At 65.0% G+C, this 23,032-nt stretch carries 24 protein-coding genes and 1 tRNA gene; 5 read left to right on the top strand and 20 right to left on the bottom strand.

Features of this window, described 5'->3' with window-relative positions; genetic code table 11:
- Positions 1–31: 31 nt before the first annotated feature.
- Both DXK93_RS26465 and DXK93_RS26460 read right to left on the bottom strand, forming a co-directional pair.
- Entirely contained in the window at positions 32–466 is a 435-nt protein-coding gene (locus DXK93_RS26465) for a GNAT family acetyltransferase (protein WP_054458230.1), read from the bottom strand.
- 250 nt (positions 467–716) lie between these two features.
- Positions 717–1,619, bottom strand: coding sequence for a PhzF family phenazine biosynthesis protein (locus DXK93_RS26460; protein ID WP_119451636.1), 903 nt, complete (start codon positions 1,617–1,619; stop codon positions 717–719).
- A gap of 194 nt (positions 1,620–1,813) precedes the next feature.
- Between DXK93_RS26460 and DXK93_RS26455 the strand changes: the two genes are divergently transcribed.
- Both DXK93_RS26455 and DXK93_RS26450 read left to right on the top strand, forming a co-directional pair.
- The gene (locus DXK93_RS26455) at positions 1,814–2,185 is read left to right on the top strand and encodes a hypothetical protein (protein WP_054458232.1); all 372 of its coding nucleotides are present in this window, start codon (positions 1,814–1,816) and stop codon (positions 2,183–2,185) included.
- 78 nt (positions 2,186–2,263) lie between these two features.
- Positions 2,264–2,902, top strand: a complete 639-nt coding sequence (locus DXK93_RS26450) for a hypothetical protein (RefSeq protein ID WP_147400280.1) — start codon at positions 2,264–2,266, stop codon at positions 2,900–2,902.
- A gap of 19 nt (positions 2,903–2,921) precedes the next feature.
- On the opposite strand, the gene DXK93_RS26445 is transcribed toward DXK93_RS26450, so the two are convergent.
- The gene (locus DXK93_RS26445; protein WP_119451635.1) at positions 2,922–3,911 is read right to left on the bottom strand and encodes a 2-hydroxyacid dehydrogenase; all 990 of its coding nucleotides are present in this window, start codon (positions 3,909–3,911) and stop codon (positions 2,922–2,924) included.
- 134 nt (positions 3,912–4,045) lie between these two features.
- Between DXK93_RS26445 and DXK93_RS26440 the strand changes: the two genes are divergently transcribed.
- Positions 4,046–4,939 carry a LysR family transcriptional regulator gene (locus tag DXK93_RS26440; protein ID WP_054458234.1) on the top strand — a complete coding sequence of 298 codons (894 nt, stop codon included), beginning with the start codon at positions 4,046–4,048 and terminating at the stop codon, positions 4,937–4,939.
- A 2-nt stretch (positions 4,940–4,941) separates the two neighbouring features.
- Here the strand turns inward: DXK93_RS26440 and DXK93_RS26435 are convergent, their stop codons facing one another.
- The 4 genes from DXK93_RS26435 to DXK93_RS26420 all read right to left on the bottom strand — a co-directional run bounded on the left by DXK93_RS26435 (position 4,942) and on the right by DXK93_RS26420 (position 10,642).
- Positions 4,942–6,678 (bottom strand): IlvD/Edd family dehydratase, encoded by a 1,737-nt coding sequence (locus DXK93_RS26435; protein ID WP_119451672.1) that lies wholly within the window; start codon positions 6,676–6,678, stop codon positions 4,942–4,944.
- A gap of 20 nt (positions 6,679–6,698) precedes the next feature.
- Positions 6,699–7,709 (bottom strand): tripartite tricarboxylate transporter substrate binding protein, encoded by a 1,011-nt coding sequence (locus tag DXK93_RS26430; RefSeq protein WP_119451634.1) that lies wholly within the window; start codon positions 7,707–7,709, stop codon positions 6,699–6,701.
- A 1,031-nt stretch (positions 7,710–8,740) separates the two neighbouring features.
- Positions 8,741–9,667, bottom strand: a complete 927-nt coding sequence (locus DXK93_RS26425; RefSeq protein WP_119451633.1) for a 3-hydroxyacyl-CoA dehydrogenase family protein — start codon at positions 9,665–9,667, stop codon at positions 8,741–8,743.
- A gap of 36 nt (positions 9,668–9,703) precedes the next feature.
- The gene (locus DXK93_RS26420) at positions 9,704–10,642 is read right to left on the bottom strand and encodes an SMP-30/gluconolactonase/LRE family protein (protein WP_119451632.1); all 939 of its coding nucleotides are present in this window, start codon (positions 10,640–10,642) and stop codon (positions 9,704–9,706) included.
- A gap of 242 nt (positions 10,643–10,884) precedes the next feature.
- On the opposite strand from DXK93_RS26420, the gene DXK93_RS26415 reads away from it, so the two are divergent.
- Positions 10,885–11,751, top strand: a complete 867-nt coding sequence (locus tag DXK93_RS26415) for a spermidine synthase (protein WP_119451631.1) — start codon at positions 10,885–10,887, stop codon at positions 11,749–11,751.
- A gap of 15 nt (positions 11,752–11,766) precedes the next feature.
- Here the strand turns inward: DXK93_RS26415 and DXK93_RS26410 are convergent, their stop codons facing one another.
- The 5 genes from DXK93_RS26410 to DXK93_RS26390 form a co-directional block, all read right to left on the bottom strand.
- Positions 11,767–12,519, bottom strand: coding sequence for an SDR family oxidoreductase (locus tag DXK93_RS26410; protein ID WP_119451630.1), 753 nt, complete (start codon positions 12,517–12,519; stop codon positions 11,767–11,769).
- Between the two features lie 103 nt (positions 12,520–12,622).
- Positions 12,623–13,933, bottom strand: a complete 1,311-nt coding sequence (locus tag DXK93_RS26405) for a rhomboid family intramembrane serine protease (protein WP_158598577.1) — start codon at positions 13,931–13,933, stop codon at positions 12,623–12,625.
- Between the two features lie 61 nt (positions 13,934–13,994).
- Positions 13,995–14,441: a hypothetical protein gene (locus tag DXK93_RS26400; RefSeq protein ID WP_119451628.1), complete on the bottom strand. Its 447-nt coding sequence runs from the start codon at positions 14,439–14,441 to the stop codon at positions 13,995–13,997.
- A 101-nt stretch (positions 14,442–14,542) separates the two neighbouring features.
- Positions 14,543–14,731, bottom strand: a complete 189-nt coding sequence (locus tag DXK93_RS26395; protein WP_054458306.1) for a hypothetical protein — start codon at positions 14,729–14,731, stop codon at positions 14,543–14,545.
- A gap of 37 nt (positions 14,732–14,768) precedes the next feature.
- Complete coding sequence (locus DXK93_RS26390) at positions 14,769–15,206, bottom strand: hypothetical protein (RefSeq protein ID WP_119451627.1); 438 nt, start codon at positions 15,204–15,206, stop codon at positions 14,769–14,771.
- An 87-nt stretch (positions 15,207–15,293) separates the two neighbouring features.
- Between DXK93_RS26390 and DXK93_RS26385 the strand changes: the two genes are divergently transcribed.
- Entirely contained in the window at positions 15,294–15,731 is a 438-nt protein-coding gene (locus DXK93_RS26385) for an acetyltransferase (RefSeq protein ID WP_119451626.1), read from the top strand.
- A gap of 180 nt (positions 15,732–15,911) precedes the next feature.
- Here DXK93_RS26385 and DXK93_RS26380 read toward each other — a convergent pair.
- The 8 genes from DXK93_RS26380 to DXK93_RS26345 form a co-directional block, all read right to left on the bottom strand.
- A tRNA-Pro gene (locus tag DXK93_RS26380) sits at positions 15,912–15,988 on the bottom strand.
- Positions 15,989–16,208: 220 nt separating this feature from the next.
- Entirely contained in the window at positions 16,209–16,640 is a 432-nt protein-coding gene (locus DXK93_RS26375; RefSeq protein WP_054458247.1) for a MerR family transcriptional regulator, read from the bottom strand.
- 57 nt (positions 16,641–16,697) lie between these two features.
- Positions 16,698–17,039: an integration host factor subunit alpha gene (locus DXK93_RS26370; protein WP_054458248.1), complete on the bottom strand. Its 342-nt coding sequence runs from the start codon at positions 17,037–17,039 to the stop codon at positions 16,698–16,700.
- 3 nt (positions 17,040–17,042) lie between these two features.
- Entirely contained in the window at positions 17,043–19,460 is a 2,418-nt protein-coding gene (pheT, locus tag DXK93_RS26365; protein WP_119451625.1) for a phenylalanine--tRNA ligase subunit beta, read from the bottom strand.
- Between the two features lie 13 nt (positions 19,461–19,473).
- Positions 19,474–20,496, bottom strand: coding sequence for a phenylalanine--tRNA ligase subunit alpha (gene pheS / locus DXK93_RS26360; protein WP_054458250.1), 1,023 nt, complete (start codon positions 20,494–20,496; stop codon positions 19,474–19,476).
- Between the two features lie 75 nt (positions 20,497–20,571).
- Positions 20,572–20,931 carry a 50S ribosomal protein L20 gene (rplT, locus tag DXK93_RS26355; RefSeq protein WP_006218741.1) on the bottom strand — a complete coding sequence of 120 codons (360 nt, stop codon included), beginning with the start codon at positions 20,929–20,931 and terminating at the stop codon, positions 20,572–20,574.
- A gap of 17 nt (positions 20,932–20,948) precedes the next feature.
- A complete protein-coding gene (gene rpmI / locus DXK93_RS26350; protein WP_008159912.1) occupies positions 20,949–21,146 on the bottom strand; it encodes a 50S ribosomal protein L35 in 198 nt (65 codons plus the stop codon).
- A gap of 330 nt (positions 21,147–21,476) precedes the next feature.
- Positions 21,477–23,006 carry a YifB family Mg chelatase-like AAA ATPase gene (locus DXK93_RS26345; RefSeq protein ID WP_054458251.1) on the bottom strand — a complete coding sequence of 510 codons (1,530 nt, stop codon included), beginning with the start codon at positions 23,004–23,006 and terminating at the stop codon, positions 21,477–21,479.
- Positions 23,007–23,032: the final 26 nt, after the last annotated feature.

The following is a 23,032-nucleotide window of genomic DNA, read 5'->3' as shown; positions in this document are numbered from 1 at the left end:
TCGCCATCCGCAAGCGTCTGATCGGGATCCGTCAAAGGTCCGGAATCAGGCGCTTGCCCAGGCTGATGACCTCGTCCTGCTGAAAGCCCAGGGTCGCGTAGAAGTCCTTCACCGCAATATTGCCCGACCGGATCAGCAGATTGATCTTGGGGCAACCCATTTCCAGCAGCCGGCGCTCCACCGCCTGCATCAGTGCGGTGGCATGACCGCGGCGCTGATGCGCGGGCGATACCGCCAGGTAATTGATCCAGGCGCGATGGCCGTCATAGCCGCCCATCAGCGTCGCGACGATCGCGCCGTCCGCCTCTCCCACCAGAAACAGGTCCGCCTGCACCGCAAGCTTGCGCGCAATATCCTTGCGCGGGTCGTTCCATGGGCGGGTCAGGCCGCAGTCATGCCACAGCTGGATGATGGCCGCTTCGTCGGTCGAATGGTAGGGCCGGATGGCGAGGTCTTGCGCACTCATGCTTCGTTCCTTCAAGGATGGCAACGAAAGCCTTGCGATACGCCTCGACAGCGGGACCAGCCAGAAACAGAAAAGCCACGAGGGGTATCGTGGCTTTCAGGATATGGCGCCGATGGTTTGGCGCCGGGACGTGACCAGCCACTCAACGTAAGCGTCGAGTGATTCGTCGGTAGGCTGCGCCAGACATTGGCGCGAAATGCTTTGCGTTCATGAGGGCAAGCATACACGAGGCGGCGAAGCGCAGCCAACGTCAGGACGCGTCAGGCGCCTCCAGCGTGCCTTCCATGACCACCACGGCCTCGCCCGCCACGCCCGCCCATACGCCATCGGCGCGCGGTTCGGCGTGAGCCAGCAGCACGCTGGCACGTCCCATGTCCACGCCCTGCTCCACCCTCAGGCGCATTGCGCCGGCGCCGCGCTGGGCTGTGCGCAAGGCCGTCATGGCCGCCGTAGCGCTGCCGGTCGCGGGGTCTTCCGTCATGCGACCGGTGAACATGCGGGCCTGGACATCCGCCCCGCCCGCCCCCGTGTCAGTGGTGTAGGCATAGATGGACTTTGCGCCGTCCAGCGGCAGCAGGGCCGCGTAGCCCGCCGGATCTGGCACCGCCCGGCGCAAGGCGTCGCGACTGGCCAATTGCACCACCAGGAAGATCAGGCCTACCGACGCCACCTGCGGCGCATGCGTGGAGGTATCGATGTCCGCAGGCTCCAGGCTCAAGGCCCGCGCAACCGCGGCGGCCGGCGCCTCGCTGGCGCGCGACAGCGGTTGCGGCGCAAGCAGTTCCGCACCCGCCGCGCCGTTTGCGCCTGGGCGCAGCGCAATGCGCACCAGTCCCGCCTCCTCCTCAAACGCGAAGGCATCCGGCACGGTCAGGCCCGAGGCAGCCATTTCGCGCGCCAGCACCACGGCCGTGCCCACATTGGGATGTCCGGCGAACGGCACCTCGCGGTCGGGCGTGAAGATGCGCACCCAGGCCGTATGGGCAGGATCCCGCGGCGGCAGCACAAAGCTGGTTTCGGAATAGTTGAATTCGCGCGCGATGCGTTGCATCTGCGCCGTGCTCAGGCCCTGGGCGTCGAACACGACCGCCAGCGGATTGCCGCCGTACGCTTGGCTGGTGAACACATCGGCGGTGACATAACGGTAGCGCATGGAACGTCCTCTCAGGCCACGCGGACTGCGCGGCGACCCGGGAAGTGTGCGGGGCCGGCGCGCGGCCCACCAGACACAGAGGCGATGAATCGGGACCGTAACAGCGGGTGGATCTGGCATAGACTATGCTGGCCCGGCGCTTTCCGCCCCCCAAGCCGGTGCATGACGATTTGCGCTCACCAGGAACCCGCCACATGTCCACGGTACGCACCTACTTCCAGAACCGCCTGCCTGCAGGCGAACTTGCCAGATTGATGCGAGTCCAGGAGCCGTTCTTTCTGGAGAACATCGTCGACATCGACGAAACCGCGGCAGCGCTGCAGGCGCTGTGCCGCGAACATGGGCTGACCGTGCGGACGGTCAAGCAACCCTATAACGCCAGCGTGTCGGGCTGGGATCTGGCCAGCTTTCTTCCCGCCTGGTTCGGCGCGCTGGCCCTTGGTTTCTTCGCCGCCACTACGCCGGGCGGGCAGCGTACGGACGTCACCCTCAAACTGCGCAGCAACAGCTTGCTCGAAGTCTGTTTTTCCCGGCCAGCACCCCATCCCGGCGCCGCCTTGCCTTGATCCGCGCGGGGTGTGCCTTGCATCAAGGTAGCGTCCACTCAGGCCTAGTACAATGTCCCATATATGGGGACGCTAAACATGAAAGACAGTGCCAGACCCGCAGAGGCGCTTACCGTCGAAGCCGCGATAGGCTTGGCTGAAAATTGGGCCCGCGCGCATCACGCGGACGCTGATCGAAGCAGGAAGTTCGCCACCCAATGGCATGGAGACGCCAGCCCCGATGACAGGCAAGGCGACGTGCTCCTGAGGGATCTCGCCTTCTTTTTCCAGGCCGCATCCAACGACGCCGCCTACTGGCGCTCGGTCGGAGACTTCACCGAGGAAGCCACCGGCCCCTGGGGAGTCCAGGCGCTGAAAGCCTTGGCCGGCCTGAACCTCATCGGCCTGGCGGCATCCCTAATCCTGTTCGCGGCGCGCGACAGCTCGGCCTTCACGGCAGGCGCAATCAGCGCCTGCGCCTTGTTCCTGGCCGGGCTGCTGCTGGCCTATCCGGCGCTGCGGCTCACCCGCATTTCCCGCTCCACGGCGAACGCCGCGTCGGCCCTGCAAAGCCGCGAAGCGGGAGCCGCGTCGACCTGGGAACAACTGCGGTCCGCCAACGTCGGCAACCCCAACGTCGGCCGCAAGGAACGCAAGATCGCCTTGCGCCTGGCCGCCATCATGGCAGCCACAGCCACGGCGGGCTGCGCGCTGCTGATTGCGACAGTGTGGTTCTAGCGGGTAGCCCGACGTCCGGCTACGCCACTGGCGTAACCGCCCTCCCCGTCGTAAAGAACGACACCAGGTTCCGCATCGCCAGCTCCGCCATCTGGCGGCGCGTCTCGTGCGTGGCGCTGCCGATATGGGGCGCCAGGATCACGTTCGACAGGCGCCGCAGGGGGCTCTCGCCCAGCGGCTCGCTTTCGAACACGTCGAGCGCGGCCCCCTGGATGATGCCGTTGGCCAACGCATGGCACAGGTCGGCCTCATTGATCACCGAGCCGCGGGCGACGTTGACGACCACCCCCTCCGGCCCCAGCGCACTCAACACGGCGGCGTCGACGATGTGGCGCGTTGCCGCCCCGCCGGGACATGACAGGACCAGCACGTCCACATGGCGGGCCATGGCAGGCAGAGAATCAAAATGCCGCCACGGCGTATCCTGGGGCGTGCGGCCGAAGTAGCTGAGGTCCACTTCGAACGGCACGAGCCGCCGGACGATCTCTTTGCCGATGCGCCCTAAACCGACGATGCCGACCTTCCTGCCCGCCAGGCTCGCCCCCAACGGAAAGGGCGAGGCCTCCCATGCGCCCGTGCGCACGAAGCTGTCGGCCGCAGGCAACTGGCGCAGCAAGGCGAGCAACAACCCCACCGCCAATTCAGCCACGGCCTTGTTCAACACGTCCGGCGTGTTGGTCACGACGATGTTCTTCTCACGCGCGCGGTCCAGCGCGATGCCGTCGTAGCCGACGCCGTTGGTGGCGATGATGCGCAGCCCCGGCAAGCGATCCATCAGCTCGGCGGAAATCCGGTAGTTCGAGCGCGTGACGATGCCGCCGATCGCATCGGCCTGCGCAGGATCGTTTTGCAGCGCCGCCTCGTCGATCAACGTGAACCTCGAGCGGAACTGCGCTTCCACCGACTCGGGAAAAACCCCTACCTTGAGCAGAGGGGGAAACTTGCCGTCCCCCTTGCCGGAGACATTTGCTGCTGCCTGGCGCGCTTGGGCCAGTTCATGCTCGATCATGGATTTCAACCTCGACGCTATAACATACGGAAAATTGGCGCGATAAGCCTGCAACCATCGCAGCCGGGTTCGTAGCGGTTCGTGCGATCTTCAACCTGAAGTTTCTCCTTTCAGGGCAATAGGCCCATCGCATCATGGACATCAAGTGCATGCAGAGCTTCGTCGCAGTCGTCGAAGCCGGTTCATTCGCCGAAGCGGCGCGCAAGCTCGATCTGACCTCGGCCGCCATCGCCGCGCGCATCAAGGCGCTGGAGATGGACCTGGGCGTGGCGCTGGTCAAGCGCTCGGGGCGTTCGGTCCGGCCCACCGAGAGCGGCATGCGTATCCTCGAAGGCACCAAGGCGGCCATCCGCAACATCCGCGATCTGCGCGCCATGGCCATCGACGGCGACCAGCCGGGCGAATTCCGCATCGGCTGTTTCGTGTCCGCATTGACGAACGTGTTGCCGCCGATACTGAAATCGCTGTACCGCAAGCATCCGGACGCCTCCGTCTTCGTCACGCCCGGCGGCTCCATAGACCTGTGCGGCAAGGTGGTCAACGGCGAACTCGACGCCGCCATCGTGGTGGAACCGCAGTTCGCGGTGCCCAAGAGCTGTCTCTGGCAGCCGTTCATGGAAGAACCTCTGGTCGTCGTCGCGCCGTCCCATCTTGCGGACCAGGACGCCCACACCCTGCTGTCGACCCAACCCTTCATACGCTACGACCGCAACATCTACGGCGGCCAGCTGGCCGACCGCTATCTGCGCGACCACCAGATCTGGCCCAAGCAGCGGCTGGAGATCGACGGCCTGCTCGCCATCGTCGCGCTGGTGCATGAAGGCCTGGGCGTTGCGCTGATTCCGGACTGGTCGTCCATGTGGAAGTCGCTCGACGTGGCGCGCATCCCGCTGCCCAACCGTGCGCCCGTGCGCAGGAACGGCCTGATCTGGAATACCCGCGGCCATCACGCCAAGATGGCCGCGTCGATATCCCAGGATGCCCGGACCCTCTTCGGCAACATGGAAGCACGCCGGGCAACGCCGTAGCCCTACTTCGACTTGCCCGGCACGCCGCGCAGGAAGTCGAAATCCACGCCCTTGTCGGCCTGGGTCACCGTATCGAGGAAGAGCTTCTTGTAGCCACGCTCGGCCGTGGGCGGCGTGACCGGCTGCTCGCGGCGGCGGCGGTCGAGTTCTTCGTCCGACACCAGCAGGGAGATCTCGCGCCGGCTCACGCTCAGGCGTATGCGGTCGCCGTTCCTGACATAGGCCAGCGGCCCGCCTATGGCCGCTTCCGGCGTGACATGCAGCACGATGGTGCCAAAGGCGGTGCCGCTCATGCGGCCGTCAGAGATCCGGATGATGTCCTTCACCCCCTGCGACGCCAGCTTCTTGGGGATCGGGATATAGCCCGCCTCCGGCATGCCGGGCGCGCCCTTGGGACCGATGTTCTTCAGCACCAATATGTCCTGCGGCGTGACGTCCAGGTCCGCGGCATCGATGCGGCCCGCCAGGTCCTCGGCGTTCTCGAACACCACGGCCCGGCCTTCGTGTTCCATCAGCCCGGCATCGGCGGACGACTGCTTGATGATGGCGCCTTCGGGGGCCAGGTTGCCCCAAAGGACGGCTATGCCGCCCTGTGGATAGATCGGGTTCTGCCGCGTCTTGACCACGCTTTGCGGGAACCCCGGCCCCGCGCGTTCGATCTCCTCGCCCAGCGTCCTGCCGGTCACGGTCAGCGCGTCGAGCTTCAACAGCGGCTTGAGTTCGCGCAGCAGCGTGGCCATGCCGCCCGCTTTGTGGAAGTCTTCCATGTAATGCTGGCCCGAAGGCTTCAGGTCCACCAGCACGGGCGTCTCGCGCCCCATACGGTCCAGCGCCTGCAGATCCAGGTCCAACCCCAGCCGGCCGGCGATGGCGGTCAGATGGATGATGCCGTTGGTGGACCCGCCGATGGCCAGCAGCACGCGCATGGCATTCTCGAAGGAATCCGCGGTCAGGATCTTCGAGACCGACAGGCGCTGCCTGGCGATCTCGACGGCCTGCGCGCCCGTGAGTTCAGCAATGCGCATCCGGTCAGCCGTGACGGCGGGCGGCGTAGCGCCGCCAGGCACGGTCATGCCCAGCGCTTCGGCAATACAGGCCATGGTGCTTGCCGTACCCATGACCGAACAGGTGCCCACGCTGGCGACAAGCTGGTTGTTGACGTCGGCGATCTCCTGGCTGTCGATCTCCTCGGCGCGGTACTTGCCCCAGTACCGGCGGCAATCCGTGCATGCGCCCACCCGTTCTGAACGGTGCGACCCCGTCAGCATCGATCCCGTCACAAGCTGGATCGCCGGTATGTCCGCCGACGCGGCGCCCATGAGCTGGGCGGGCACGGTCTTGTCGCATCCGCCTATCAGCACCACCGCGTCCATGGGCTGCGCGCGTATCAGCTCCTCGGTGTCCATGGACATGAGGTTGCGCAGGTACATGCTGGTGGGAAAGGAAAAGCTCTCGTGGATGGAGATGGTCGGGAAATCCATCGGCAGGCCGCCCGCGAACATGATGCCGCGCTTCACGGCTTCCAGCAGCTGCGGCGCGTTGCCGTGGCAGGGGTTGTAGGCGCTGCCCGTGTTGGCGATGCCGATCACCGGCCGGTCCAGCGCGCCGTCCGTGTAGCCGGCGCCCTTGATGAAGGCCTTGCGCAGGAACAGCGAAAAGCCGCTGTCGCCGTAGCTGGTGAGGCCTTTGCGCAGGCCGCCGGCCTCGCCCTGCGACGCCTCGGTGTTTTTCTTGCTCATCTTGTTCAAGCTGCTTCCAGTTAATTTACGGTGATGCCGCCGTCGCGGATGACCTTGGCCCACTGCTCGATTTCGGCGTTCAGGCGCGCCTTGGAGGCTTCGACGTCGAGCGCGTCGGCATAGACGCCTTGCTGCAGCAGCTGGGCCTTGGCATCGTCCTTGGCCAGCGCTGTGGTCAGCGCCTTGTTGATCTTGGCGACGATGGGAGCCGGCGTGCCGGCCGGCGCCATCACGCCAAAGAGCGAACTGACGTTGAAGCCGCTGAAGCCTTGCTCCTCGGCGGTGGGAATGTCCGGCAACATCGAGACGCGCTGCGGCGTCAGCACGGCCAGCGGACGCAACTGGCCGGACTTGATGAAGGAGATCGCGGCGGGCACCGTCTCGGTCATCGTCTCCACCTGGCCGCCGACCAGGTCGGTCATGGCCGGGCCGCTGCCGCGATAGGCCACGTGCACGATGTTGACGCCCGCGATCTGCTTGAAGAGTTCCATCGCCATGCGCTGCGGCGCGCCCGCGCCCGACGAGGCGAAATTGAGTTTTCCGGGATTCGCCTTCGCGTAGCTCACCAGATCGGCCAGCGATTTGATGGGCAGCTTGGGATTGACCACGGCCACCAGCGGCACAAAGCCGACCACCCCGGCGGGCGCGAAGTCCTTGCGCAGGTCGTAGGGGATGGTGTCCTTCTCCAGGGTCGCCATGACCGAATGCGAAGTCAGCGCCCCCATCAGCAAGGTATAGCCATCAGGTTGCGCGCGCGCCACTTCCGCCGCACCGATATTGCCGCCTGCGCCGCCGCGGTTCTCGATCACGACCTGGCCGCCGATCTGCTCGCTCAGGCGCTGGCCTACGATACGTCCGATCACGTCGGTCGCGCCGCCAGGCGGATACGGGATGATCAGGCGGATGGGCTTGTTCGGATAGCTGTCGGCGGCCTGCGCGGATGCATGGCCAGGAACGGTGAAAGCAGCAGCCGCGATGAAGGCGGCCGCGGCGATGTGAATGCGCTTGCGCGCGCCATTCTTACAGAACATTTTTGTCTCCCGATGCGTTCTTATGGCTTGAAAGCTCTAGGCGCATGTTCGCAAACTCCCGCCTGCGAAAAGAGAAAAAAATTTATGTTCTGTCAAAAAAATCCGTGAGAGTCCTAGGACGTATGGATGAGGAAAATCCGGGCTGTACTTCGGTTTGGTGAAGTAGAGTTCTTGAGTCGCCGGCGTCCGGACTGCGGGATTCCGATGCTCGCCCCGGTGGGGCTGCGCTTCGGATCCCTCCGTCCGGACACCGGCTCACGGTGTCTACCCAGGAACGTGGTCTGAAGCCACCGCATCAGGCGACTGCCAGCCGAGGACCCCGGAGCCATCCGAAGCGCAGCCCCGCCGGGGCGAGCATCGGAATGGCGCAGGGCAGCCTCGGCGGCTAAAGAACCCCGACATCCGCGAGCTCGAAGCCCTGCCGCCTCGGTTTTGTGAGGCTGGGTTCTTTTATGCGGCAGGGTTCTTGAGCCGCCGGCGTCCGGTCTGCGGGATTCCGATGCTCGCCCCGGCGGGGCTGCGCTTCGGATCCCTCCGCCCGGCCACCGGCTCACGGCATCTGCCCATGAACGGCGGCTGAAACCAACGCATTAGGCGACTGGCAGCCGAGGACCCCGGAGCCATCCGAAGCGCAGCCCCGCCGGGGCGAGCATCGGAATGGCGCAGGGCAGCCTCGGCGGCTAAAGAACCCCGACATCCGCGAGCTCGAAGCCCTGCCGCCTCGGTTTTGTGAGGCTGGGTTCTTTTATGCGGCAGGGTTCTTGAGCCGCCGGCGTCCGGACTGCGGGATTCCGATGCTCGCCCCGGCGGGGCTGCGCTTCGGATCCCTCCGCCCGGCCACCGGCTCACGGCATCTGCCCATGAACGGCGGCTGAAACCAACGCATTAGGCGACTGGCAGCCGAGGACCCCGGAGCCATCCGAAGCGCAGCCCCGCCGGGGCGAGCATCGGAATGGCGCAGGGCAGCCTCGGCGGCTAAAGAACCCCGACATCCGCAAGTTCGAAGCCCTGCCGCTCCGCGACAGTCTGCGTCAGGCCAGCGCCTCTTCATCCTTCAGGATCTGCATGGCCTTGCCCAAGGCGACCTGGTAGCGCCGCTGCTCCTGGGCGACGCGGTCCGGCGTCCATTGATAGAAGCCCTTCAGGGAAGGCGACTTGACGCCTATGTTGCCCTGCTCGACCAGCTCGCGCATGAGCGCGCTGGGCCTGTCGTCCGTACGCAGGTGCGGATACATCGTCGCGGCCGCCGCGCAATGGATGTCGATGCCGGCCAGATCCTTCTGCAGCAGCGGGCCGGCCGCGATGTAGCGGAATCCGAACCCGTAGCGCACGGCAGTGTCCACGTCCTCGGCGGACGCGAAGCCTTCCTCGACCAGCGCGATCGCCTCGCGCATCAGCGCATGCTGGATGCGGTTGGCAAGAAACCCCGGCACGTCGCGCTTGACCTGCACCGGCTTCTTGCCGGTATCGCGCATGATGCGGCTGACTTCCTGCGCCATGGCTTCATCGGTAGCCTCTCCGCGTATCACTTCCACGGCGGGCACCAGATGGGCCGGCATGAAGTAATGCAGACCCACCATGCGTGCGCGGGTCTGCAGGCCCTCGCCGATGGCGCTGATGGGAAAGCTCGACGAATTGCTGGTCAAGGGAATCGAAGCGGGCGCCAGCTGTTCCAGGCGAGCGAATACGGCACGCTTGGTTTCCAGCAGTTCGGGCACGCACTCGACCACGATGCGGGTATCGCTCCAGTCGATTTCTTCCATGGTTGCGCTGGTGACGATGCGCCCGGCGTCCGCCTGCCCGCCGATCATTTCGCTGGAGGCGTTCACGCGCCGCGTGGCCGCCGCGCGCGCCGCCGCGTCGGGCTCCACCAGCCATACACGCCAGCCGGCCGCATGAAAACCGGCGGCGACGTCGGCCCCCATGGTGCCCGCGCCCAGCACAATTGCCTGATCCATCTGTTCCGTCCTTTTGGTAGTTGGGGTATGTGGTACTCAGAGCGCCTGCGCGGCCGGCGCCGGCAGGTACATCGGCTTGCCCGCTACATCGAGTTCGACGCGCAGGATGCTGGCCGAACTGGACTCGGTGATGTAAAGCGTGCGGCCCGCGGCTCCCCCGAAGGCCAGGTTGGTGGTGTGCAGCCCCTCGGGAGACTGGATGCGCAGAGCCGGCTGGCCCAACGGATCCATGCACCAGACGGTGCCCAGACCCACGTGGGCAATGCACAGTCCGCCCTTCGCATCCAGCGCCAGGCCATCCGGGCCGCCGCCGCCCGACATCTGGATGAACGTGCCCACCTTGCCGACCTGACCGTTGCGCAGCAGCGGCACCTTCCAGATCGCGTTGGCCCGCGTCGCCGCCACATACAGCGCGTGCTCGTCCAGATCCATCACCAGGCCGTTGGGGCTGGGTATGCAATCAAGCAGGCAGTCCAGCTTGCCGTCCGGCCGCAGGCGGAACAGGCGGCCAGTCGGATCCTGCCAGCCGGTCATGCCCTGGTCGGTGAAATAGAGATCCCCCGCCTGCGAGAAGAACAGGTCGTTCACGCCCTTGAAGCGCTCGATGTTGTAGCGCTCGAGCACCGGGCGCACCTCGCGGCGCTCGAGGTCGAACTGCATGATGCCGTGCTTGTAGTCGGCGATGAAGATGCGGCCGTCGCGATGGAACTTCAGGCCGTTGGGCCAGCCGTCGTACTGTACGAGCGGCTCGAATTCGCCACGCGCATCGACCCGCAGGATGCGGCCGTTGATGACGTCCACGCAATACAGCAGGCCGTCTGGCCCGAAGGACGGCCCTTCCAGCAACGAGCGCGGCGGATTGCCCTGCGGCTGGCCAGCGACCCACTCGTTCAGGTCCTGGCCCTGCCACTTCAGCTCGTCGGGCAGCCGGGCGTATACGCTGGCTTGAATCCTGGGGACGGGATCGTAGAACATGCAGGTCTCCTCTGATTTACCGGACGGGAATCTATGCGCCCCGTTTCGAGCGAAATTCTAAGGAGAGCCGAGCATTTAAGGAAATGAAATATATCGAACGAGTCTTTCAATAAAACCGATCGTTGATTCCTGCCGTCGCGACGCCGCCGGCGTCTTGCCGCCAGGGGATTCACGCCAGCGTCCGCGCGGTGGACCCGGCCCACGATACGATGACGCGTCCCCTACCTGTTGCTTGCCGCCAAATGCTCCGTGTTGCCCTCCGCGCCATTCTCGTCCTCGTCATCGCCGGCGCCGCCTTGGTGCTGCTGCGAGGTACGGGCGGCCCCAAGCTGATCCACAGCGAAGATTCGCAGTTCGGCAAACTGCTCGTGTTCGAGGAAAACGGCGAGCGCTGCATGAACTTCAACTCCATGCACGACGTCGGCCGCCAGACCTGCATGAGCCTCGAGCATCCCGGGCAGCTGGTGTTTTCCTACACGCGCATGATGATGACCGCGCTCTACATTAATCCCAAGCCGCGCAACATCCTGATCGTCGGATTGGGCGGCGCCACACTGCAAAAGACCCTGGCCGCGCTCCTGCCCGATACCGTCATCGATACCGTGGAAATCGATCCCGCCGTGGGCAAGGTCGCGGCGGGCTACTTCGGTTACCAGGAAGGCCCCGCGCAACGCCTCTTCCTGGAAGATGGCCGCGCCTACATCGAACGCGCCCATCGCGACGGCCTGCAATACGACATGGTGATGCTGGACGCGTTCGACGTCGACTACATCCCCGAACATCTGATGACGCTGGAATTCCTGCAACACGTGCGCGGCATCCTCGCGCCGGGCGGCGTGGCGGTGGCGAACACCTTCACCGAGAGCCAGCTCTATGCACGCGAATCGGCGACCTATGCCGCGGTGTTCGGAGAATTCTTCAATCTGCAAACGGGCAATCGCGTCATCATGGCGGTCAACGGTGAACTGCCCGGCCGCGATCAGCTTGCCCGCAATGCCAAGGCGCTGGATGCCGTTCTCGGGCCGTTGGGCGTCAATACCGAGGAAGCCCTGGAGATGTACTCGCGCCGACAGGCGATTGCCGACGACGCACCCGTCTTGCGCGATTGAGCCTGGACGGCGCGCTCACTTCACGGCGGAGTTGCCACCATCCGCATAGAGCGCGGACCCGGTCACGAAGCTTGCCATCGGGCTGGCCAGGAACAGCGCCGCCGAGGCGATTTCATCGGCGCGCGCAATCCGCTTCATGGCATGCAGGCCGGCCGCCCAGTCCTTCTGCTCCTGGCTCCCGGCCATCTCGGTGTCCACTCCCCCAGGCAAGAGCGCATTGGCGCGGATGCCTTGCGCGGCATAGTCCGCAGTAATGCCCTTGACCAAGCCCATCAGCGCGGCTTTGGACGTGCCGTAGGCCGTCATGCCGGGCAGGCCCACGCTCGTCCCCACAAAACTGGACACGAAGACCAGCGCGCCGCCGCCCCGCTCCAGCATGGCCGGAATCTGATGGCACGCGCCCAGGAACGCCGCCGTGAGATTGACGCTCAGCGTATGCTCCCATTCTTCCAGGGCAACTTCCGCAAGCGGCTTGAAGGGCCCGATGGTGCCGGCATTGTTTATCGCGATGTCCAGGCCGCCGAACTCGCGCTGGGCGTACTGCACCGCCAGTCTGTGCGTGTCCGGCAAGGCGACATCTCCCGCAGCAACGCAGGCCCGCCCGCCGGCGCTCCTGATCTCATCGGCCACCCGCTCCAGCAGATCACGGCGTCTGGCCGTCAGCACCAGCGCCGCGCCCTCGGCGGCCAGGCGCAACGCCACGGCGCGCCCGATACCCGAGGACGCGCCCGTGACCAAAGCCACTTTTCCAGCAAGAGATAAAGACATCGGCGCTTGCTCCAGACATGAATGATGCCTGCATCCTACGAATGCGAACGCGCCTTGTCCTCCCGTTTATTGCTGCGTTTGCGTATGCCCCTGATCGCAGGCGCTAGCGCTCGCAACTCCAATAGGGGCAACCAGACCGGCTGATGACCGCCAGCGCGAGTTCACCTGGCCGCCGGAGTATCGCCTTCAAGGCCGCTGCCTGCGCCCGCAATTGCGCTGAATCGGTCCGGTACATTCCCCTCGTGTCGAGCAGGAAGTTCATCTTCAAACGTGTCTGGCGCGCCTTTTCAGGATCGAGCTCAGCGGCGTCTTTTTGAAAGACCGCGCCATAGAGCCGAGTCTGAAGTTCGCAGTACTGGTCTGCCGCGGTCAACGCCTCCTGCGCAGCGGCAGCCGGGTAGAGTTTCCGCAACCCTGCGATCTGCGCATGGCAGCGTTCGTATTGCTGCGGCATGAACCTCGCCAACAAGGCTAGATCCCTGTCGCCGGGTTTCGCGCAACCTCGCAGGTCCGGCGTTTGCGATCCGTCGCGCACAGCGGCGGACAACGCGCCGGCAATGCACTCATCCAGCGACGACGCTTTCCACAGCGCCCGATCCGAGCCCAGCAATCCCATTTTTCCCAGCGTGCGCCCAAACTGCGCGGCGGCAAGCTGTTCCTGCATGTCGCGATCATGACTGCCGAGCGTCACCGCAACCAGCGCTGCGGCGCCGAACATGCCCGTCGCGGCCAGGACCACCGCCGCCATGGTGGGCCGCAAGCGCTCGGCATACAGCGCGATGCCCGCGAGCAGCGCTCCCGACAGCAAGCCGCCCAGGTGCGCCGCGTTGTCGACGTCGAACGCGAAGCCCGCGCCGAAGGTCAGCACCAGGCTGAACAGCAGATTGCCGGGCGGGATGTGGGGCCGGCCCATACGCCGGTCATGCAAGCCGTAAACGATCGCGGCCCCGAAAATGCCCAGGATTGCGCCAGACGCCCCGCAGCTCAGGAAAAACTCGTCGCGATGCCATAACGCGGTGACCAGGCTGCCACATAGGCCCGACAGCAGATACACGCCCAGGAACACCCCGGAACGCATGCGCGCCTCCAGGATGATCCCCAGCGACCACAGCGCCAGCATGTTGATTGCCAGGTGCAGGAAGCCGATGTGCAGGAACATGCTGGTGAACAGGCGCCAGTATTCCCCGGACAAGGTCAAGGCCGGTACGTTGCCGCCCCAATCGATCAGGAACGAGGTTTGGCTCAGGCTCTCGAACGCGCGCGAGTCTAAAAATCCCGCCACGCCGTACACCGCGACATTGCAGGCAATCAGCAGAAGCGTGATCTTGCTGGCGAATATTCTTTTGAGCAGGGGCGTGCGTTGGAATGGAGGCATCAAATAGGCATATCGAAGAGTGGGCTTTATCTTAACCAAGCAGCGCGCCATGCTGCAGAAGGCCGAGGTAAGCGCGCCATGCATGGGTGCAGCAAACGATTCAGCCGCCAGTCTTGGGCGCCGGTTCCTCGTTGCGGCATCCCGCGTATTGATATCGGCCCGGCTTGCCGAGCTTTGCCGTAAATGTGCAGGGCTCACCGGAATACGCGTGCGTGGCCTGCACTTTCAAAACATTGCCGGCGACGAGTACGCTCTGCTTGCCCTGCCCGCAGCTCCAGAAGGTGGTCGAGAGTTCCTCGAAGGTCTGTTCCGCAACGAGCTTGGCGGGACGGCCTGCGGCCGTGGAAGCGCCCCATTGAATCCGTATGCGGCAGCTGACGTGCTCGAACCCTACCTCTTCCACGACGATCCGGTACGCGCCCGTGGCCGCGCCGTCGGTCCAGCGGCCGCCCTCCACCACACGCGAGATCGACGTGTCCGCTTGCGTTTCAGCGACAGCGCTGGCCGCCTGTAGCGCCAGCAAAAGGAGCACCGCAAGACTTCTCATGACTTTCATCCGCATACCGCCTGGAGTTATCACTGACCGTCAATCGCACCGCAATTGCGCTGCCGCGCACTTATACCATTCAGGCGCGTAACCGATCGCCGTCATACGGTCAGCGCAATCACCAGCGCGAGAACGGCGATCGTCATCAAGGCCCCTGCGATACCGGCAGACGGCCGATAGTCCGGCCCCGCGCCCTGCTCCTTGAACTGGAACGGCCGCGTCCAGAAGACGAACAGGCTGCCAGTGAATGCAGCTAGCGCCAACACGCTCCACAAGACCACGTACAGCACCGGCACTTCCTCCCACTCCACGTTTCCAATCTGGCGTTTAACGAGGTTCCGCCTGCCGCGCCGCTGCCTTGCGGGCGTTTCGCACAGCGACATGGCTGCAGTAACGCGTGAAGTCCTTCTTCGCCAATGCCAGATAGAACCCGGTCAGGACCATCGCAGCGCTGGCGACGTAAGCGTGCAACCACAGATGGGCGGAATACTTGAGCATGCCCGTCAGCAGGTAGAGATTCATCGCACCGATGCCGAGCAGCAGGACCATCAAAATCCAGCGCGCCCATTCGCTGCCCCGATACAGCCAATACAGCAGCAGCGCCGGGATCACCAGCCGTTGCGCCGGTCCGAATTGGCCTCGCAATGCATCCAGGATATCTGGGCTGCAGGTCACAATGATGCCCAGCAGGCTGATAAACCAAAAGCGGCGGCCGTCAGGCATGCGACGACGCGCCTTGTTCTTCACGGCATTCTGTTGCGCCATTTCTTTTCCTAGTCGAAGAGCGTCCCAGTGTACCCATTCGGGTTCGTCAATTTGACGCCGCAAAAAGAAATCAAATACGCTGCGAGGATGATTACGATAAGAACCTCCCGCCCCGACGAAGGCGCGCGCGCAGTCGAAATCTGGCGCAGCGCAGTAGACGCCACGCACGACTTTCTTTCACCCGAGGATCGCCAGGCCATCGACGAGATGGTGTGCGGTTTTCTCCCGCAAGTGCCGCTCTGGCTTGCGGTCGACGCCCGCGACTACCCCCAGGGATTCATGCTCATCGACAACGGCCACATGCAAGCGCTGTTCGTCGATCCCGCCTGCCGCGGAACCGGCATAGGCGCCGCGCTGGTGCGGCACGGCCTATCCCTCCATCCCAACATGACGACGGACGTCAATGAACAGAACGGCCAGGCGGTGGGCTTCTATGAAAGGATGGGCTTCAAGCGCACGGGCCGTTCGCCGCTTGATGATCAAGGCAGGGCCTACCCGTTGATCCATCTGGAGTATCGGAGCTGATCGGAAAAAACAAAGCCACCTGCGGGTGGCTTTTTCCATGGCTGACACTTTGCCGCCGTTTTACGCCGGCAGTTTTTTATCAGCCATTGGCATAACGCGCTTGCACCGCGCTCGCTGAAATCAGGCCAACAAAAATGAAAAGGCCGTCAGTGATTTCTCATTGACGGCCTTTGGAACTACTGGTCGGGACGGCGGGATTCGAACTCGCGACCCCTTGCACCCCATGCAAGTGCGCTACCAGGCTGCGCTACGCCCCGAAAGAAAAAGAGTATAGCAGAACAAAAAATTGTTTGCACGCATTCGTGCAAAAAAAGTGCTGAATACTCAAAAAAATTTTCGCGCTGCGTTCATCGATTGCATCAACCGCATGCGCATCGATGATTGCTGCGCGAGGTACTGCTCAATGCAACGCGCGGCTTGCGCCGCGCGTTGCTGGTACTGCGTTCAAACCATATGGGGAAGACGATGCGCCGACGATCAGGCCGCAGGGCTGACGTTGCTGGCGCTTGCGCCTGCTGCGTTTGCCGCCGTGCCCAAGGCTTCGGCCAGCATCGTCGAGACGTTGCCAAGTTCATTGCGCAAGGCTTGCATCTCGGCGCCCGACAGGCGCACTGCCGCGTCCTGATCATGCGGCACGTCGCGCGCATCGCCCAGGCGATTGCGCGCGCCGCTGATCGTGAAGCCTTGCTCATACAGCAGCGAGCGGATGCGGCGGATCAGCAGCACTTCGTGATGCTGGTAGTAGCGGCGGTTGCCGCGCCGCTTCACCGGCTTGAGCTGCGTGAATTCCTGTTCCCAATACCGCAAGACATGGGGCTTGACGCCACACAGGTCGCTGACTTCACCGATGGTGAAGTAACGCTTGGCGGGAATGGGCGGTAAGGTAACGGTGGATTCGGTACGTGTCATAAGGGGATTTTATGCCGCGATGCGTCAGGTGCCGATAACAATTGCCGACAAAGCGTATCACTCCTCGGCGTCGGGTGCTGCGGGCGCGGCCTGTTCCACCACGCTCTTGAGCTTCTGGCTTGCGTGGAAGGTGACCACGCGGCGCGCGGCGATGGGGATGGTCTCGCCGGTCTTGGGATTGCGGCCAGGGCGCGGCGGCTTGTCGCGCACCTGGAAGTTGCCGAAGCCGGAGAGCTTGACGGAATCACCGCGCGCCAAGGCGTCGCGGATTTCCTCGAAGAAGGTATCGACGATGTCCTTGGCTTCGCGCTTGTTCAGGCCGACCCGCTCGAAGAGCAGTTCGGCCAGTTCAGCCTTGGTCAGAGTGCGCGGCTCGGCAGCAAGCATACTGTTCCCCATGGTTCAAGCGCGTTGGCGAGCGCCGTGCGCAGCCACCAAGGCTTCCTTGATGCGTGCCAGGCAATCCGCCACGCGGGCCTCGTCCAGCGTGACCTCAGTGTCCTGTAGCCAGAAACGGAAAGCAAGGCTTTTCTCGGTGACGGGCTCGCTGCCGTGGGCCTTCTCGCGCCACACGTCGAACAGGCGCGCGTCCTGCACCACCGACAGTTGCGGATCCGCCTTCACGACCGCGGCGACGGTGTCGAGCATGGATTGCGCCGACACGTGGGCATCGACCCACAGCGCCAGGTCGCGCACCACGATGGGCTGGCGCGAGAGTTCGCGCACTTGCGGCAGTTCGCCTTCGGACAAGGCTGCGGCGTCCAGTTCGAACACGACGGGCGCATGCGCCAGGTCGGCCTGCTGAGCCCAGCGCGGATGCAGTTCGCCGATCCAGCCGACATGCTTGCCGTCCAGCTCGATGCGGGCGCTGCGGCCCGGATGCAGGGCGGGATGCGAGGCGGCTTCGAAGCGCAGGCGGCTGCCTCGCGCGCCGAACAGCGCCTCGACATCCATCTTCACATCATAGAAATCCACCTGGCGGGTCGCCACGCCCCACTGCTCTTCCACGGCCGGTCCCCAGGCCGCGCCAGCCAGCTTCATGGGCTGGCGCACGCCGGCCACTTCCAGCGGGCCGTCCTGAACGGACGCATCGCGCATGAACACGCGGCCCAGTTCGAACAGACGCACGCGCGTCTGCTTGCGGTTGGCGTTATGGCGGATGTTGGCGATCAGGCTGCCGATCAGGCTGGAGCGCATGACCGACAGATGGCTTGCAATCGGATTGACCAGGCGCACCGGCGTTTCGTTGCCGGCATAGTCGCGTTCCCAGTCGGCTTCAACGAAGCTGTAGTTCACGACTTCCTGGTAGTCCTGCGCGGCAGCCAGGCGACGCAGCGCATGGGCGCCACGACGGATTTCCGGCTGCGAGAACATCTTGGCGCGCGCCATCGGCGGCTCCACGGGGATGTTCTCGAAACCGTAGATACGGGCCACTTCCTCGATCAGGTCTTCTTCAAGCTCCAGGTCGAAGCGGTAGGAAGGCGGCGTGACGATGAAGTCGTCGCCCTCGATCTTGAAGTCCAGCCCCAGGCTGCCGAAGATCTTGGCGACTTCGGCTTGCGTGACGGGCACGCCCAGCACGCGGTGGCAACGCGCCAGGCGCATGCGCACGGGCTCGCGCTTGGGCAAGTTGATGATCTGGTCATCCAGCGGACCGGCTTCGCCGCCGCAGATGTCAATGATCAGGCGCGTGATGAATTCGATGTGCTCGGGGATGGTGGCGTAGTCCACGCCGCGCTCGCCGCGGTGGCTGGCTTCCGAGCTGAACTTGTAGCGGCGCGCGCGGCCGGCGAGCGACTGCGGCCACCAGAACGCGGCTTCCAGATAGATGTTGCGAGTGTCGAGCGTGACCGAGGTGGCTTCGCCGCCCATGATGCCGGCCAGGCTCTCCACCTGATCGCCAGCGACCACCACGCCCACCGTCGAATCCAGCGTGACGGTCTGGCCGTTCAGCAGTTCGAGCGTTTCGCCTTCGCGGGCCCAGCGCACGCTGAGGTCGCCGCGGATCTTGTCCAGGTCGAACACGTGCGACGGACGCCCCAGTTCGAGCATGACGTAGTTGGAGATGTCCACCAGCGCCGATACCGAGCGTTGGCCGGCGCGCTCCAGGCGCGTCTTCATCCATTCGGGAGTCGCTGCGCGGGCGTTGACGCCGCGGATCACGCGGCCGCCAAAACGGCCGCACAGATCAGGCGCCTCGACCTTGACCGGCAGGCGCTCGTCCAGCGTGACCGGCACAGCGACAGCGGTGGGTACCGACAGCGGCGCACCGGTCAGGGCGGCCACTTCGCGCGCCACGCCCAGGATGGACAGGCAGTCGGCGCGGTTGGGCGTCATCTTCAGCGTGAAGAGCGTGTCGTCCAGATTCAGCGCCTCGCGGATCGACTGGCCCGGCGTCATGTCGGCGGGCAGTTCCAAAAGGCCTGCATGGTCTTGCGACAGTCCCAGTTCGCGGGCCGAGCACAACATGCCCGAGGACTGCACGCCGCGCATATTGGCCACGCCGATCTTCATGCCGCCAGGCAGCTCGGCGCCGACGCGCGCGAGCGGCACCTTCAGGCCGGCAGCGGCGTTGGGCGCGCCGCACACGATCTGCAGCAGTTCGCCGGCGCCGTCGTCCACTTTGCAGACGCGCAGCTTGTCGGCGTCGGGATGGGGCGCGATTTCGACGATGTGGCCCACGACCACGCCGCTGAAGGCGGGCGCGGCGGGCACGGTGTCTTCGACTTCCAGGCCGGCCATGGTGAGCCGGTGTGCAAGTTCATCGGTGGCGATGGCGGGGTTGACCAGCGTACGCAGCCAGGATTCGGGAAATTGCATGATCAGCCGTCTGTTATTCGTTGAACTGGCGCAGGAAGCGCAAATCGCCTTCGTAGAACTGGCGCAGATCGTTGACGCCGTAGCGCAACATGGTCAGGCGCTCAAGTCCGGAACCGAAGGCAAAGCCGATGTAGCGTTCGGGATCGAGGCCGAAGTTGCGCACCACTTGCGGATGCACCTGGCCCGAGCCGGAAATCTCCAGCCAGCGGCCGCGGTTCGGCCCCGAGGTGAACATCATGTCGATTTCGGCGGACGGCTCCGTGAACGGGAAGAACGACGGGCGGAAGCGCACGGCCAGGTCGTCGGTTTCAAAGAAGCAGCGCAGGAAATCGGTGTACACGCCCTTCAGGTCGGCGAACGAAATGTCCTCGGCGATCCAGAGCCCTTCCACCTGGTGGAACATGGGCGAGTGCGTGGCGTCGCTATCGACGCGGTAGGTGCGGCCCGGTGCGATGACCTTGATGGGCGGCTTATGCATGCGGGCGTAACGCACCTGCATGGGGCTGGTGTGCGTGCGCAGCAGCAGCGGCTGGCCTTCGGCGTCCTGCATGTCGACGTAGAACGTGTCATGCATGGAGCGCGCAGGATGGTCCAGCGGGCTGTTCAAAGCAGTGAAATTGGTCCAGTCGTTTTCCACTTCGGGGCCGTCGGCCACGTCGAAGCCTATGGAACGGAAGATCTCTTCCACGCGTTCCCAGGTCCGGATCACCGGATGGATGCCGCCCGGCGCGCGGCCGCGGCCCGGGAGGGTGACGTCAATGGTTTCGGATGCCAGGCGGGCGTCCAGTTCAGCCTGTGCCAGCGCGGCGCGCCGCAGGTTCAGCAGCTCTTCGACCCTTTGCTTGGCCTGATTGATCCGGGCGCCCATCTCGCGCTTCTGCTCCGGGTCGAGCTTGCCGAGGGCTTTGAGCAGCACCGTCAGCGCGCCTTCCTTGCCCAGGAACCGAGCCTTTGCATTTTCCAGCGCGGCGGCATCGGAGGCCGCGGCGAAGCGTTCTTGCGCCTGGGAGACCAGGTCGTCAACCGTTTGAGTCATGAAATCCAGCCTTCAAAACGCAAACGGGGCCATTACAGCCCCGTTTGCAGCGATGCGCGATGAGTTAAAGCGCGATCAGGCAGCCAAGGCAGCCTTGGCTTGCTGCACGATGGCGGCAAAGCCGGCCTTGTCGCGCACGGCCAGGTCGGCCAGAACCTTGCGGTCGAGTTCGATCGAAGCCTTCTTCAGGCCGGCGATGAACACGCTGTAGCTGACGCCATGTTCGCGGACGGCGGCGTTGATACGCGTGATCCACAGAGCACGGAACGTGCGCTTCTTGTTACGACGGTCGCGGTAGGCGTATTGGCCAGCGCGCATGACTGCTTGCTTGGCAATACGGAACACATTACCGCGGCGGCCACGGTAACCCTTGGCGGCGGCAATGACTTTTTTGTGACGTGCGCGGGCGGTTACGCCGCGTTTGACGCGAGGCATAGTAGATCTCCCTTAGATCAAGCGAAAGGCATCATGGCCTTGACGGAGGCCACGTTGGAGTCATGGACCGCTGCCGAGCCGCGCAGTTGACGCTTGGCCTTGGTGGTCTTCTTGGTCAGAATGTGGCGCTTGAACGCCTGACCGCGCTTGATGGAGCCGCTGCCGCGAACCTTAAAGCGCTTGGAGGCGCTTTTCTTGGTTTTCATCTTGGGCATGTTGATTCCCTAAACTAAACACTCATTGTTGATATGCATGACGCCAGGTGCTTGACGCATGGACGGCCGATGAAACCTTCCATGGCGGCAAAACTTGGAGACCTGTTGCCACTTCTTGGGGGTACTTCCGGGACACTTCTGGATTACATCCGAAGCATTTCCGGGGTACGTTCCGCCAGCATTGCTGCCAGGCGGATTCTCCCCAGAAACAGATCAAATCTGATCCAGATCCGGGAAAGCCTTTGATTATATGGTGATTTCCCGCATTTTGTCGAGCCAGCCAGCCGGCAAAGCGCAACCCCAGGGGCGGCGAACGCCACAGAGGGGGTTTCATACGCCCGGCCGCCGGTACTGCACCGCCTGGGCAATGTGGCGGGCCCCCAGGGCGTCCTCCCCTTCCAGATCGGCGATCGTACGCGCCACCCGCAGCGCACGGTGCATGGCGCGGGCCGACCCCGACAGGCGGCGCATGGCCTGTAGCAGCAAGGCCTGGCCTTCGTCGTCCAGGCGGCAATGCTCGTCCAGTTCCGCCCCCGCCAGCGCGGCGTTGGGCTTGCCCTGGCGGGCCTGCTGACGCTGGCGGCAACGCGCCACGCGCTCCCGGACCGGGCCGGACGCCTCCCCCGGCGGCTTGCCCATCCATTCGGGGTCGGATGGCGGCAAGGCCACGTGCAGGTCGATGCGGTCCAGCAACGGGCCCGATATCTTGCCTGCATAGCGCGCCACCTGATCCGGCGTGCAGGCGCAGGGCCGCCCGGGATGCCCGCGCCACCCGCAAGGGCACGGGTTCATGGCCGCCACCAACTGGAAACGGGCGGGAAACTGCGCCGCGCGCAGCGCCCGCGCGATGACCACCCTGCCCGTCTCAAGGGGTTCCCGCAGGGCCTCCAACGTACGGCGGCTGAACTCTGGCAACTCATCCAGAAACAACACCCCATGATGCGCGAGGCTGATCTCGCCCGGACGCGGACGACTCCCCCCGCCTACCAGCGCCGCCGCCGTGGCGGAATGGTGTGGCGCGCGGAACGGGGGCTGCCCCACGGGCGCGTCGGACAAGCCAGCCAGCGCGGCAACGGCGGCCACTTCCAACGCCTCGCCGCGCGCCAGCGGCGGCAGCAGGCCCGGCAGGCGCGCCGCCAGCATGCTCTTGCCCGCTCCCGGCGGCCCTATCATCAACAGGCTATGTCCGCCCGCTGCAGCAACCTCCAAAGCCCGCCGCGCCCCCGGCTGCCCCCGCACATCCGACAGGCAGGGTCCGGGCGCAGCCGCCGGCCAGGGCCGGGGCACGGCGTTGGACAACAGGCAGGCACCGGTGGCGTGCGCTGCCACGTCGGCCAGCGTGCGCGCCGACAGCACGCGCAGCCCGGGAACCCAGGCGGCCTGCTCGGCGCTGCCCGCAGGCAGGATGAGCGTGGCGCCGGGCGCCTCCCGGGCGACGCTCAGCGCGATGACCAGCGGCGCCGCGACCGGCACCAACGCGCCGGTCAGGGACAGCTCCCCGGCCAGCACCAGGTCGGCCAAGGCTGGATCCCGAACGGGCGATTCCGGATCGCGAACGTCCGCCGGCGCGGCCAACTGGCCGGAGGCCAGCAGCAGGCCCAGGGCGATCGGCAGGTCGAAACGCCCCGACTCCTTGGGAATGTCGGCGGGCGAAAGATTGACCGTGATCCTGCCGGGCGGGAACTCGAAGCCGCTGTTCAGGATGGCGGCGCGCACGCGCTCGCGGCTTTCGCGCACTTCGGTATCGGGCAGGCCGACCACATTGAAGCTGGGCAGGCCCGGGCCCAGATGCGTTTCCACGCGCACCGCGTGGGCATCCAGGCCGCACAGGGCGCGGCTGGCAAGTACGGCTAGCGTCAAGGCGGCCTCCGAGCAAGAGTTGGGTC

This window comes from Achromobacter sp. K91, assembly GCF_003576205.1.
Taxonomy (GTDB): domain Bacteria; phylum Pseudomonadota; class Gammaproteobacteria; order Burkholderiales; family Burkholderiaceae_B; genus Achromobacter; species Achromobacter aegrifaciens.
The sequence above is the reverse complement of the archived record's forward strand: the minus strand, read 5'-3'. Positions and strand labels throughout refer to the sequence as shown.

Excerpts from the sequence above, each read along its gene's own strand:
- DXK93_RS26420 (WP_119451632.1), bottom strand. The coding sequence starts at position 10,642 with ATGTTCTACGATCCCGTCCCCAGGATTCAAGCCAGCGTATACGCCCGG.
- DXK93_RS26425 (WP_119451633.1), bottom strand. The coding sequence starts at position 9,667 with ATGGATCAGGCAATTGTGCTGGGCGCGGGCACCATGGGGGCCGACGTC.
- DXK93_RS26385 (WP_119451626.1), top strand. The coding sequence starts at position 15,294 with ATGATTACGATAAGAACCTCCCGCCCCGACGAAGGCGCGCGCGCAGTC.
- pheS (WP_054458250.1), bottom strand. The coding sequence starts at position 20,496 with ATGACTCAAACGGTTGACGACCTGGTCTCCCAGGCGCAAGAACGCTTC.
- rpmI (WP_008159912.1), bottom strand. The coding sequence starts at position 21,146 with ATGCCCAAGATGAAAACCAAGAAAAGCGCCTCCAAGCGCTTTAAGGTT.
- DXK93_RS26410 (WP_119451630.1), bottom strand. The coding sequence starts at position 12,519 with ATGTCTTTATCTCTTGCTGGAAAAGTGGCTTTGGTCACGGGCGCGTCC.
- DXK93_RS26375 (WP_054458247.1), bottom strand. The coding sequence starts at position 16,640 with ATGACACGTACCGAATCCACCGTTACCTTACCGCCCATTCCCGCCAAG.
- DXK93_RS26450 (WP_147400280.1), top strand. The coding sequence starts at position 2,264 with ATGAAAGACAGTGCCAGACCCGCAGAGGCGCTTACCGTCGAAGCCGCG.
- DXK93_RS26440 (WP_054458234.1), top strand. The coding sequence starts at position 4,046 with ATGGACATCAAGTGCATGCAGAGCTTCGTCGCAGTCGTCGAAGCCGGT.
- rplT (WP_006218741.1), bottom strand. The coding sequence starts at position 20,931 with ATGCCTCGCGTCAAACGCGGCGTAACCGCCCGCGCACGTCACAAAAAA.
- DXK93_RS26445 (WP_119451635.1), bottom strand. The coding sequence starts at position 3,911 with ATGATCGAGCATGAACTGGCCCAAGCGCGCCAGGCAGCAGCAAATGTC.
- DXK93_RS26455 (WP_054458232.1), top strand. The coding sequence starts at position 1,814 with ATGTCCACGGTACGCACCTACTTCCAGAACCGCCTGCCTGCAGGCGAA.
- DXK93_RS26435 (WP_119451672.1), bottom strand. The coding sequence starts at position 6,678 with ATGAGCAAGAAAAACACCGAGGCGTCGCAGGGCGAGGCCGGCGGCCTG.
- DXK93_RS26370 (WP_054458248.1), bottom strand. The coding sequence starts at position 17,039 with ATGGGGAACAGTATGCTTGCTGCCGAGCCGCGCACTCTGACCAAGGCT.
- DXK93_RS26390 (WP_119451627.1), bottom strand. The coding sequence starts at position 15,206 with ATGGCGCAACAGAATGCCGTGAAGAACAAGGCGCGTCGTCGCATGCCT.
- DXK93_RS26400 (WP_119451628.1), bottom strand. The coding sequence starts at position 14,441 with ATGAGAAGTCTTGCGGTGCTCCTTTTGCTGGCGCTACAGGCGGCCAGC.
- DXK93_RS26460 (WP_119451636.1), bottom strand. The coding sequence starts at position 1,619 with ATGCGCTACCGTTATGTCACCGCCGATGTGTTCACCAGCCAAGCGTAC.
- pheT (WP_119451625.1), bottom strand. The coding sequence starts at position 19,460 with ATGCAATTTCCCGAATCCTGGCTGCGTACGCTGGTCAACCCCGCCATC.
- DXK93_RS26430 (WP_119451634.1), bottom strand. The coding sequence starts at position 7,709 with ATGTTCTGTAAGAATGGCGCGCGCAAGCGCATTCACATCGCCGCGGCC.
- DXK93_RS26415 (WP_119451631.1), top strand. The coding sequence starts at position 10,885 with ATGCTCCGTGTTGCCCTCCGCGCCATTCTCGTCCTCGTCATCGCCGGC.
- DXK93_RS26465 (WP_054458230.1), bottom strand. The coding sequence starts at position 466 with ATGAGTGCGCAAGACCTCGCCATCCGGCCCTACCATTCGACCGACGAA.